Source organism: Streptomyces sp. NPDC020362 (genome assembly GCF_040642095.1).
Lineage (GTDB): Bacteria > Actinomycetota > Actinomycetes > Streptomycetales > Streptomycetaceae > Streptomyces.
In genome coordinates, this window is the sequence record NZ_JBFAET010000251.1 from 1 (window position 1) to 11083 (window position 11083).

Sequence of the window (11083 nt, forward strand, 5' to 3'; positions counted from 1 at the left end):
GGCTTAACGGGCCTCTGCCAGGGCACCCGTCAGCCCGGTCGTCTCGCTGACCGGTGAGGCGAGCCCGCCGTGCAGGAGGGAGTCGGGCTCGCAGGCGGCCACCAGCGGCCAGGCCTCGGCCAGACCGGCGGCCGCATCCTCTGGTACGACCGCGAATGCGGTCCCGTCGGGCAGGCGTCCCAGGGCGGCGAACGTCGGCGTCGTGTGCGCGACCGCTTCCGTCAGTGCACCCTCCGCCAGCCCCTCGTGCCGGGCGCCGCTGTCGGCCACGACCACGCGGTACGGGCCCTGAGCCGGCAGACCGCAGGCGCGCACCACGGTCTCCACGTCACCGGTTTCAGGAGCGGTCAGCAGCCTGCCGAGTTCGTCCGCCCTCTGGTGCTCGGCGGCCCGTCGGCGAGTCAGCGCCTCCTGGCAGCGGCCCAGGACGGCGGTGATCTCGTGCAGCAGGCGCGGTGGTGCGGCAGCACCGTCCGGCAGGTGCAGCCACCAGCGCTCGTAGGGAGTGACCGCGTCGGCCTCCACGGGCACCGTCACACCAGTGTCGCTCCTGGTCAGGGTGGCAGCCTCGTGCGCCGGGAGGGGGGCCGCGCCCGGCGTGGCCGCGACGGTCCGGCCCGCAGGGGTCAGGAGGTAGGCCGCGGTCCGGTCGAGGTGCTCGAAGGCGCCGGCGAGAATCGGTGCCGGGTCGGCGTCCTGTGCGACCAGCCGGTTCAGCCGGCCTCGCACGTGTTCGGGCAGGGCGTGGTAGCGGCTGAGGTCGCCCCACTGCCGCAGGTACACGGTGTCGGTGATCTCGCGGAACATCACGTGGGCCGGCACGCCGGCGACCGGGACGCCATGCCGTGCGCATGCCTCGACCAGGTCGTCGGGCACCGAACCGTGGGTCTCCTCACCGGCGAACAGCGCGGCGGCGCCCGCGTCCTTCAGCCCGGAGACGAAGCGTTCGGCCTTGCCCCTTCCCCCGTCCGGGCTCCACCAGACGAGTCCGCTGAGCACGACCTCGTCGGGCCGGACGAAACGGGCCGGGTCCTCCAGGTCGGTGACGGTGACGCCGCTGATCTCATGCCTCAGCAGTGCGTCCTCGGCCCAGAGCAGGCGAAGGCCGAGGGATTCGTCCTGCAGAAGGTGTTCGACGTGCATGGGTTCCGGCTCCTCGTACGGCTGCCGGGTGGCGGTACATGACACCCGGCATCTCACATTCACCAGGCGCATGTGAGTCTTCGCATCGTAAGTGCCAGATGAGATGAACGGTATGCCTCTTGGTTGATTCACCAAGTATCGGGGCGGGCAAGACGTCGTTTCCGTGCTGTGAACCAGTCGTTTTGGCCGGATCGCGTTGCTTCACTGGCGGTCATGGACCTGAACACGGTGATGGAGATCCGGGACGCACGGAACCCGGCGCCCTGGCGGCCGGGTGACGGCTGGCTCGGCGGCGGCACGTATCTGTTCTCCGAGCCGCAGCCGCACCTTCGCCGTCTGATCGACCTCAGCCGCACCGGCTGGACCCCTGTGCAGCAGCACCCGGACGGCTCCCTGGAGATCGCGGCCACCTGCACCATTGCCGAGCTGTCCCGGTTCGCGAAGGATCTTGCTGCCGAGGCGGGACCGCTCTTCGAGCAGTGCTGCCGGGCGTTCCTCGCCTCCTTCAAGATCTGGAACATGGCCACCGTCGGCGGGAACCTCTGCAACGGTCTGCCGGCCGGCCCGATGATCTCCCTCACGGCCGCTCTCGACGGGGAGTGCCTGCTGATCGCGCAGGACGGCGCACGCCGCCGGGTGCGCGTCGCCGACTTCATCACCGGGGCGGGCCGCAAGGTGCTGGCGGAGGGCGAGCTGCTGCGGTCCGTCACCCTTGCGGCCCGGACCCTGGCCTGCCGTACGGCGTTCCGGCAGGCGTCGCTGTACGGGCTGGGCCGCTCCGGGGTACTGATCATCGGCACGCTCGACCCCCTTGACGGCTCCCTCGCGGTCACGCTCACCGCTTCGACGGTCCGGCCGATACGGCTGTGGTTCCCGCTGCCGCCAACGGCAGAGGGGCTGCGGACGGCGATCGCCGCCGCCGTCGCCGACGACGAGTGGTTCGACGACATCCACGGGCTGCCCGAGTGGCGGCGGCACATGACGTACCGATACGCGGACGAGATCCGCCGGGAGTTGGCACATCAGGAGGCACGATGAAGGTCGAGGTCAACGGCCGGTCCCACGAGGAGGAACCCCGCCCAGGCCAGTGTCTGCGCACCTATCTGCGCGACCGCGGCTGGTTCGGCGTGAAGAAGGGCTGCGACCAGGGCGACTGCGGCGCCTGCACGGTCCACGTCGACGGCAAGCCGGTCCACAGCTGCCTGTACCCCGCCTTCCGCGCCGACGGCCACCAGGTCACCACGGTGGAGGGCCTGGCCTCACCCGAGGGCGAACTCCATCCCGTGCAGCAGAAGTTCCTCGACGCCCAGGGCTTCCAGTGCGGCTTCTGCACGGCCGGATTCCTGATGACCACGGCCGCCCTCGACGAGGACAAACTGGCGGACCTGCCGCGGGCTTTCAAGGGCAACCTGTGCCGGTGCACCGGTTACCGGGCCATCGAGGACGCCGTATGCGGGGTGAAGAACGTGGAGGAGCCGGCGCCCGGCGAGTCCGTCGGCCGGAGCCTGCCCGCCCCGGCCGGGCCCCAGGTCGTGACCGGGACCGCCCGCTACACCTTCGACATCGAGGTCGAGGGCCTGCTGCACATGAAGCTGCTGCGCTCCCCGCACGCCCACGCCCGCATCGTCGCCATCGACACCTCCGCCGCTCTGCGCGTCCCCGGCGTCCAGGCCGTGTTCACCCACCACGACGCCCCGGAACGGCACTTCTCCACGGCACGCCACGAGCACCCCGACGAGGACCCGGACGACACCCGCGTCCTCGACGACACCGTCCGGTACATGGGCCAGCGCGTCGCGGCCGTAGTCGCCGACAGCGAGGGGGCGGCCGAAGAGGGCTGCCGCCGGATCGAGGTGACCTACGAGGTGCTGCCCGCCGTCCTCGACCCCGAGGAGGCCATGCGGCCCGGCGCGCCCGTGGTCCACGACAAGGACGCGAAGATCCACCGGATCTCCCGCCCCGAGAACAATGTGGTGGGCGAGGCGCACGGCGAGATCGGCGACATCCAGGCCGGCTTCGCCGAGGCCGACGTCGTCTACGAGGACACCTTCCGCACCCAGCGCGGGCAGCACGCCAGTCTGGAGACGCACGGAGCCGTCGCCTGGTTCGACGAGGACGGCCGCCTCACCGTGCGGACCAGCTCGCAGACCCCGTTCCTCACGCGCCGCGCCCTGTGCGCGTTGTACGACCTGCCGCTGGAGCAGGTCCGGGTGATGGCAGGCAGGGTCGGCGGCGGCTTCGGCGGCAAACAGGAGATGCTGGTCGAGGACATCGTCGCGCTGGCGGTGCTCAGGCTGCGCCGCCCGGTGAAACTGGACTACACGCGCGCCGAGCAGTTCTACGGCGCCACCACCCGGCACCCCTTCACCATCCATCTGAAGGCGGGCGCGCGCCGCGACGGCACCCTCACCGCCCTCCAGCTGCGCGTGGTCGCGAACACGGGCGCGTACGGCAACCACGGCCCGGCCGTGATGTTCCACAGCGTCGGCGAGTCCATGGCGATCTACCGCGCCCTGAACAAGAAGGTCGACGCCTACTCGGTGTACACGCACAACGTCCCGGCGGGCGCCTTCCGCGGCTACGGCCTCGGCCAGGTGATGTTCGCCGTCGAGTCCGCCTTCGACGAACTGGCCCGCCGCCTGGGCCTGGACCCGCTGGAGTTCAAGGCGCGCAACATCATCGGCCCGGACGAGCCGATGATCACCCCCGGCGGCCACGAGGAGGACCTGCACATCGCGAGCTACGGCCTCGACCAGTGCGTCGGCATCGTGCGCCGGGCACAGGCGGAGACCGGGGCCGGGCAACCCGCTCCGAAAGGCTGGCTGGTCGGCGAGGGCTCCGCCCTTGCGATGATCGCCACCGGCCCGCCCGGCGGCCATATCGCCGACGCCAAGGCCACTCTGCTGCCCGACGGCACCTTCGATCTGGCCGTGGGCACCGCCGAGTTCGGCAACGGCACCACGACCGTGCACAAGCAGATCGCAGCCGGTGAACTCGCCACCACCGTAGACCGGATCACCATCCGCCAGTCCGACACGGACGTCGTACGGCACGACACCGGCGCCTTCGCCTCCACCGGCACCGTGGTCGCCGGCAAGGCCACCCTGCGCGCCTCCCGCGCCCTCGCCGACATGCTCCTCGACTTCGGCGCCGCCCATCTGCGTGTCCCGCGCGCCGGCTGCCGGCTCGCGGAGGAGGCCGTACTGCATCCCGGCGGACGCCTGACCCTCAAGGACCTGTACGCCGCCGCCCGCGCGGTCGGCGTCGAGGTCACCGCCGACGGGCACTTCGGCGGCACCCCGCGCTCGGTCGCCTTCAACGCCCAGTGGTTCAAGGTGGCGGTCGACCCCGGCACCGGCGAGATCCGTATCCTGCGCAGCGTGCACGCCGCCGACGCGGGCAGGGTCATGAACCCGATGCAGTGCCGCGGCCAGGTCGAGGGCGGCATCGCGCAGGCCCTCGGCTCCACGCTCTTCGAGAACGTCCGCATCGACGCGCGCGGCCAGGTCGAGACGGCCGCCTTCCGCCGATACCGGCTCCCCCAGTACGCCGACGTCCCGCGCACCGAGGTCCACTTCATGGAAACCGCTGATGCCATCGGCCCTCTGGGCGCGAAGTCGATGAGCGAGAGCCCCTTCAACCCGGTCGCCCCCGCCTTCGCCAACGCCCTGCGGGACGCGACCGGCGTCCGCTTCACCGAACTGCCCTTCACGCGCGACCGGGTGTGGCTGGCGTTGCGCGACGCGGGCGTGACGGATCAGAGCGTGAGCAGCTCCTCGTAGAACCCGCCGAAGCCCCGCTCAGGGTCGACCAGATGGATCTCCCGGATCCAGTGACAGCGGCGCCCCGCCTTGTCGGTGCGCCGCAGCGGGGTGTCATCGGCGGGGGTGATGTACGACTCGGCGTCCGCGCCGTCGATCCGCTCGTGCGGGAACTCGCCGACCAGGTGCCCGGCGTGCCAGCCGCCCAGCTCCCAGCCCGCCTCGGCGGCACGTCGGGCGACTTCGGCGTGCAGTGCAGCGCCCGTGATCCCGGGATCGTCTTCGAAGTACCGCTTGCCGGCTCTGAAGACCTCGGGCAGATCGTCGCGCAGCCGGTGCTTGACCGGGTCGTCGCCGAGGACGAAGGTCCGGCCGAAGCCCGCCTCGTACTCCTCGAAGATCGGCCCGAAGTCGGCGAACACGATGTCGTTCGCGCCGATCACCCGGTCCGGCGGGTTCTCCTTGTACGGCATGAGGGTGTTGGGCCCGGACCGCACGATCCGCCTGTGCCAGTGCCGGGGGTGGTCCCGAACAACTCGTTCGGCAGGTCCCGGACACGGTCGCTGACCGCCCGGGCCTCCGGCGTCCCGACCGTCACGAGAACCTCCCTCTGCCGCACCGGGCGCGCACCCCCCGCTCGGCTGGGCGACCTGCCGGGGCCCATTGTCGCTACCTCCAATACCTCTGTTCTCACACGCGAGGCACTTCGTGTCATCAGCTCAGCATTTGCCAAGAGATTGTCGAAGATCCGCCGCAGATGCAGGATGGGACAGGAAGGTGTCCTGTGGAGGAGGCGACCCAGTGGAAGACGGAGATGACGGCACCACTGTCCGGGGGTGGCTGCGCGGCATCGAGGTGTTCGCCGGACCGCTCCCGGAGTTCGAGCCCGAGCAGGCTCCGGCCGATCCCGTGCGCCTGTTCCTGTTCTGGCTGTCCGACGCCGTGGCGGACGGGCTGCGCGATCCGCACGCGATGACCCTGTCCACGGTCGACGAGGCCGGTGCCCCTGACGCACGCGTGCTCATCCTCAAAGGTGTGGACGCCTCGGGGTGGCAGTTCGCCGGCCACCGCCTCAGCCCCGAGGCACGCCAACTGGCCGTCCATCCGCGGGCCGCACTCACCTTCTACTGGCCCGAGCACGGCCGGCAGGTGCGCCTGCGCGGGCCCGTGACTCAAGGCTCCGCGCAGGACAGCGCCGCCGACTTCCTCGGCCGGTCGGCGACCGCCCGCGCCGAGTCCCTGCTGGCCCGTCAGAGCCAGTACCTGACGAACACCGACGAACGCGACCATGACCTGGCGAAGTCCCTGGCCCTGATCGACAAGGAGCCCTCGCTCGTCGACTCCGCCTGGACCCTGTACACCCTCGCACCGGCCGAGGTGGAGTTCTGGCAGGCAGCGAAGAGCCGCATTCACACCCGGTTGCGCTACGAGCGGGCCGGAGACGGCTGGCAGCGGTTCCAGCTCTGGTCGTAGCGCACCCATGCCCCACGCCCCGATCGGCACAACCGATGGGCTTGTGGGGATCCTTTCCCCTGTTCCTGCTCACGAGGCGAGGTAGACCCCATGACCACACGCGCCCAGGACGGCAGCGCCGGCGACGTCGACTACGGCGCCATCGGCTCCGGATACTCCTCCTACCGTCGGCCGGACGACCGGATCGCCCGGTTCGTCGCCGGGGCCGTGGGCGACGCCCGGAGGGTGCTCAACGTCGGCGCCGGCTCCGGCTCGTACGAGGGCGCGGCGCGTTCGGTGACGGCGGTCGAGCCCTCGGAGTCGATGCGCGCCCAGCGGCCGACGCAGCTTGCTCCTGCGATCGATGCCGTGGCTGAGGATCTGCCTTTTGCCGACGGCGGGTTCGACGCGGCGATGACGCTGTTCAGCGTGCACCAGTGGTCCGACTTCAGGGCCGGACTGCGCGAGATGCGGCGCGTGACCAACGGGCCTGTGGTCATCCTGACCTGCGATCCCGCCATGGTGCGGCACTTCTGGCTGTACCGGTACGCGCCCGAGGTGCTGGACACCGAGGCCCGCCGCTACCCGCCCATCGAGGAGCTGGCCACGGCACTGGGCGGCACCAGCACCGTCCGGACCGTGCCCATCCCCCTGGACTGCACCGACGGGTTCAACGAGGCGTACTACGGACGCCCCGAGATGCTCCTCGACCCTGCCGCCCGCCAGGCGTGTTCGGCCTGGAGCTTCGTCGACGACCACGCCCGCGAGCGGTTCGACCAGACCCTGCGCCACGACCTGGAATCCGGGGCCTGGGACGAGGAATTCGGCCACCTGCGCGGTCGGCCGACGTACGAAGGGTCGCTCGTGATCGTGCGCTCAGCCCCGTAGGCGGAGCAAGAGGAAGAAGAGGAACGGCACGATGGCAGGACCCGACCGGATGGACGAGCGGCTGCGAGCCCTTGGGCTGGTGGAGGCACAGCGGATGGCGCAGGCTCTGTTCGCCGACGTCATGGCCCGCGGCCTGATCGCACCGCGCAGCAGTGAACGCGAGGTCGGCAACCGGATCGGGGAGCTGGCGAGGCAGGCGTTCGGCACAGCCCCGCCGCAGCCCAGGCCGCTCGTCCGCTCCGGCCCCCACACGGCGCTCCCACACGAACAGGGCTCGCCCGACCGCGTCATCGGCGAGGACGACATCGTGGTCGCCGACCTCGGTCCAGTCCTTGCCGATTACGAAACGGACTTCGCCCGCACCGTGGCCTTCGGCGACGACGCGTGCAAGCACAGCCTCGTCGAGGACCTGCCGGAGGTGTTCGCCGCCGGTCGCGAGGCGTTCCACGCGGACTCCGGTATCACTGGCAGGCACCTGCATGCCGAGGTCCAGGCCATCGTCGCCAAAGCGGGCCGGACCCTCGGGGGATGGCACGTCGGCCGCCTGGTCGGATCACCACCAACCGTGACCTCCCACAGTGCGCAGGCGGGTTCGTTCCTCTGCCCGGACAACGACCAGCCTCTGCGCCGCACTGTCCAAGGAGGGTGGCAGGCCCACTGGATCCTCGAGATCCACCTGGTCGACGAACATCAGGGCTTCGGGGGCTCGCACAAGGGACTACTGGACCTGGCGTGACTCCCTGTCGCGGTCAGCCAGGCATCGGGAACGGCCAGAAGCTGCAACGCACAGAACGCGCATAACGCACACCCGAAGAACTTACGTGGACCGGCACGACGAACGCGACCGCTTTCTCATCGCCGCCGTCGACCCCGCGACCTCCCGTATGCGAAGCGCTCGGTGCGTACCTGCCCGGGATCATCGGCGCGCGGGATACCGAGAGTCGCGTGATTCCCCTCCTGGCGAGCCATGACCCGACGGTACCGTGCAGCGCGGCAGGCCGGGCACCGCGAAGGGCGGCGGCGGTGACCGCGCCGCCGCCCGTCACGGCCGGACCGTCAGGAGTCCTCGATGGTGATGAAGGGGTCCCACTGGAAGTACCCCTTCAACTGCCGGTGCCGGTCGAGGATCTGGAAGTAGAAGTGGTACACGACCTTGCCGACGCTCTTCACCGTGGTGCGCCAGTAGTGGTCCTGGTATTTCTGCGTCACGAAATCCGGGGTGCCCTCGGTGCCCTCCCTCGGCAGCGGATAGACGCCGTCGACCACCTCGATTTCCGGCGTCCTGATGAGTGTGTGGTCGCGGTCGCTGCTCACGTACCGGTACAGCAGCGCCTTGTAGTCGCTGCCCAGCGACACCGTCGTCTCCCGCCACCGGATGGTGTCCCCGGGCTCGGCCCGCAGGTTCAGCTCGGCGCCCGAAGTGCCGACGATGTGGTCGTGCCGCGTCGTCATGTAGATCAGGCTCTGGTCGACGTAGGTCGGCGCGTCGGGATTCCGCGACGCGCCCGGATTCTGCTCGACGATCGTGGCCGCGTCGAAGGCGATCAGCACGTTCAGATCAGCCATTTCTTTCCCCCTCGGAATTCGGGATCTTCTGTTACGAGAGTTTCTGTCACGAGGTTTTCGGCACCTTGTACGCCATGGCCCGCGGATAGTCGTGCCGGTGCAGGCGGACGCGGACCAGGAGGGGTCCGGCGTTGACCGGGTCGCGCGGGTCGCCGAGGCGGGCCAGCAGGTCGTCCAGCTCCGCGGGGCGGGTGACGGTGAGGCCGGTCGCCGGGGTGTCCTTGCCGGCGAAGACGGCCGCGAGGCGGTCGTAGTGCCAAGGGTGCAGGACGTTGTAGAAGTCCGGCCCGGCGGGGTCCTGTCCGGCGAAGTAGGCCGGGTGCACCAGCATCTGCTCGATGCCGTAGAAAGACCCGTTGTCCAGGACGAACACCACCGAGCGCAGCCCGAGCCGGGTGTGGGTGGAGATCTCCTGGCAGGTCTCCTGGAAGGCGCCGTCGCCGACGAACACCATCGGGCGGGCGCCCTCGCGTTCCGGGGCGAGCGCGGCGCCGGTGGCCGCGCCGACCGACCAGCCGATGGACAGCCAGCTGATCTGGGACAGGAAGCCGCCCGTGGACAGGGACAGGTTCATCGAGCCGATGAGGGAGAAGGCGGCGTCGGACACGACCGTCCAGTCGTCTGTGGTCTCCTGGCCCAGGAAGTGGTTGACCCGGTCGAACACGCCGTCGTACGTGAGCCGTTCGGCGTCCCGGGACCGCGCACCGCCGACGCTCAGCGAGGCGCGGTACTGCGCCAGGCCGGCGGGATGGTCGTCCCGCGCTCCCCGGTAGCTGTAGGACTCGGCGTAGTAGTCGGCGGACAGGCCCTCGGAGCCGTAGGTCTTCACCAGCGCGTCCTGGACGGCGGGCAGCAACTGGGCGAGCTGGACGTCGGGGAAGTAGGTGGTACCGACGCTGACGCCGCCGTGCGCCGCCATCACCCAGTCGGTGCCGACGCTCTGCTCACCGTCGAGGTTCTTCGACGTGGACCAGGCCCCGAGCCCGATCCGGCAGGTGGCCCAGTCCTTGAAGATCGCGTGCACGTCGGGGTGACTGGCCTTGCCGTTGTAGACGCCGTGGAACTGCGGCAGGTCCTCGTCCACGACGGCCTTGGCGCCGACGGTCGTGCAGAACGGTACGCCGGTGGCCTCCGCCAGGTCGATGAGTTCCCCGCCGAGCCGGTACCGGTCGATCTCCTCGCCGGCCCACACGATCGGGCGGGGCCTGCCGTCCGGGCCGGGGTGCTCCTCGATCAGGGTGAGGATCGCGTGCACGGCCTGGTCCAGCATGCTCTGGTTGCGCTCGCTGAAAGGCCGTTCGCGGCGGACGATCGGCTCCGTCGGCTCGGGGCAGGGCTCGTCCCACAGGTCTTCCATGACCTCCAGGTAGACCGGCCTGCGCTCGGAGACGCACGTGGTGAGCGCTGCGTCGATCTGGGCGGGCGCCAGGCCCGGGTGGGAGATGACCTGTGCGTCCACGGTGACCTGCCGGTAGACGTCCAGGTTGCTCTCGGCACGAGGGCTCATGTGCGAGGTGAGCAGCCCGACGGCGCGGAAGTTCTGCCACTGCTCGTACGGCGGGCAGGCGTTGACGGCGATGAGCGGGACCTGCTCGACGTAGGCGCCGCCGCAGGCGTTGAGCAGATTGAACGCGCCCACGCTGTACGTCACCGCCGCCGCGCCCACGCCGTGGATGCGGGCGTAGGCGTCGGCGGCCTGGCCCGCGCCGCCCTCGGTCGGAGTGCCGACCCACTCGATGTCGCCCTCGGCCCGCAGGGTGGTGAGGAACGGGCCGAGGTGGTTGCCGGGGACGCCGAACAGATGGGTGATGCCCAACTCGGCCAGCCGCAGCGCGAGATAGCGGGCGACCGTGCATGCAGGGGTGATCGTGCTCACGAGGACTCCCCTTCCCGGTCCGCACCCGAGACGTCCTGCTCCGAATCTTTCCTGTCGGTGACCGGTGGGGCCTGATGGACGGCGAGGGCGGCGCGGACGGCGCTCTCCAGGGCGCCCTCGATCCAGGCGTGCTTGAGGGACGTGTGCTCGCCGGCGAAGTGCACCGGGCCCTCGGGCCGGGAGACGTCCAGGTGGAAGCTGGTCATCTGGTGCGCGGTGTAGATGGCGGCCTCGCCGAAGGCGTACGGGTCGCGGGCCCAGCTCTGGGTGGCGCCCCGGCCGGTGAAGAACACCTCGATGCGCCGGCCGTGCACGGCCTGGAGGTTGCGCAGGGCGTAGAGGTAGCGCTCCGCGTCAGGCATGGAGTCCCAGCGGGCGGCGTCGTCGGACCAGGAGT

At 70.5% G+C, this 11083-nt stretch carries 9 protein-coding genes and 1 pseudogene; 5 read left to right on the forward strand and 5 right to left on the reverse strand.

Annotated features, from left to right (window positions below):
• Positions 1-3: 3 nt before the first annotated feature.
• Positions 4-1143 carry a PucR family transcriptional regulator ligand-binding domain-containing protein gene (locus AB0H32_RS42985; RefSeq protein ID WP_361133407.1) on the reverse strand — a complete coding sequence of 380 codons (1140 nt, stop codon included), beginning with the start codon at positions 1141-1143 and terminating at the stop codon, positions 4-6.
• A 213-nt stretch (positions 1144-1356) separates the two neighbouring features.
• Here AB0H32_RS42985 and AB0H32_RS42990 point away from each other — a divergent pair, with 213 nt between their 5' ends.
• Together AB0H32_RS42990 and AB0H32_RS42995 are read left to right on the forward strand one after the other, a co-directional pair.
• Positions 1357-2181 carry an FAD binding domain-containing protein gene (locus AB0H32_RS42990; RefSeq protein WP_361133410.1) on the forward strand — a complete coding sequence of 275 codons (825 nt, stop codon included), beginning with the start codon at positions 1357-1359 and terminating at the stop codon, positions 2179-2181.
• Entirely contained in the window at positions 2178-4925 is a 2748-nt protein-coding gene (locus tag AB0H32_RS42995; RefSeq protein ID WP_361133413.1) for a molybdopterin-dependent oxidoreductase, read from the forward strand. Before AB0H32_RS42990 ends, AB0H32_RS42995 begins: the two co-directional genes overlap by 4 nt.
• Here the strand turns inward: AB0H32_RS42995 and AB0H32_RS43000 are convergent.
• A pseudogene (locus tag AB0H32_RS43000) lies at positions 4901-5478 on the reverse strand (M24 family metallopeptidase); the annotation flags it as partial. The gene AB0H32_RS42995 and the pseudogene AB0H32_RS43000 sit on opposite strands and share 25 nt — an antisense overlap.
• Before the next feature lie 227 nt (positions 5479-5705).
• Here AB0H32_RS43000 and AB0H32_RS43005 point away from each other — a divergent pair.
• The 3 genes from AB0H32_RS43005 to AB0H32_RS43015 all read left to right on the forward strand — a co-directional run bounded on the left by AB0H32_RS43005 (position 5706) and on the right by AB0H32_RS43015 (position 7980).
• Positions 5706-6377 carry a pyridoxal 5'-phosphate synthase gene (locus tag AB0H32_RS43005; protein ID WP_361133416.1) on the forward strand — a complete coding sequence of 224 codons (672 nt, stop codon included), beginning with the start codon at positions 5706-5708 and terminating at the stop codon, positions 6375-6377.
• Positions 6378-6467: 90 nt separating this feature from the next.
• On the forward strand, positions 6468-7244 hold the full coding sequence (locus AB0H32_RS43010) for a class I SAM-dependent methyltransferase (RefSeq protein WP_361133419.1): 777 nt from the start codon (positions 6468-6470) through the stop codon (positions 7242-7244).
• A gap of 31 nt (positions 7245-7275) precedes the next feature.
• The gene (locus AB0H32_RS43015; RefSeq protein WP_361133422.1) at positions 7276-7980 is read left to right on the forward strand and encodes a M24 family metallopeptidase; all 705 of its coding nucleotides are present in this window, start codon (positions 7276-7278) and stop codon (positions 7978-7980) included.
• 320 nt (positions 7981-8300) lie between these two features.
• On the opposite strand, the gene AB0H32_RS43020 is transcribed toward AB0H32_RS43015, so the two are convergent.
• From AB0H32_RS43020 to AB0H32_RS43030, 3 genes are all read right to left on the reverse strand, one after another.
• Positions 8301-8810 (reverse strand): inclusion body family protein, encoded by a 510-nt coding sequence (locus AB0H32_RS43020; protein WP_361133425.1) that lies wholly within the window; start codon positions 8808-8810, stop codon positions 8301-8303.
• A gap of 46 nt (positions 8811-8856) precedes the next feature.
• Complete coding sequence (locus tag AB0H32_RS43025; RefSeq protein ID WP_361133428.1) at positions 8857-10686, reverse strand: thiamine pyrophosphate-binding protein; 1830 nt, start codon at positions 10684-10686, stop codon at positions 8857-8859.
• Positions 10683-11083, reverse strand: a 401-nt coding sequence (locus AB0H32_RS43030; protein WP_361133431.1) for an FAD-dependent oxidoreductase, incomplete at its 5' end; no start/stop codon positions are given. The genes AB0H32_RS43030 and AB0H32_RS43025, both read right to left, overlap by 4 nt.

Bases quoted from the DNA above. Each gene is read 5' to 3' on its own strand.
- AB0H32_RS42985 (WP_361133407.1), bottom strand. From the start codon at position 1,143: ATGCACGTCGAACACCTTCTGCAGGACGAATCCCTCGGCCTTCGCCTG.
- AB0H32_RS42990 (WP_361133410.1), top strand. From the start codon at position 1,357: ATGGACCTGAACACGGTGATGGAGATCCGGGACGCACGGAACCCGGCG.
- AB0H32_RS42995 (WP_361133413.1), top strand. From the start codon at position 2,178: ATGAAGGTCGAGGTCAACGGCCGGTCCCACGAGGAGGAACCCCGCCCA.
- AB0H32_RS43010 (WP_361133419.1), top strand. From the start codon at position 6,468: ATGACCACACGCGCCCAGGACGGCAGCGCCGGCGACGTCGACTACGGC.
- AB0H32_RS43015 (WP_361133422.1), top strand. From the start codon at position 7,276: ATGGCAGGACCCGACCGGATGGACGAGCGGCTGCGAGCCCTTGGGCTG.
- AB0H32_RS43020 (WP_361133425.1), bottom strand. From the start codon at position 8,810: ATGGCTGATCTGAACGTGCTGATCGCCTTCGACGCGGCCACGATCGTC.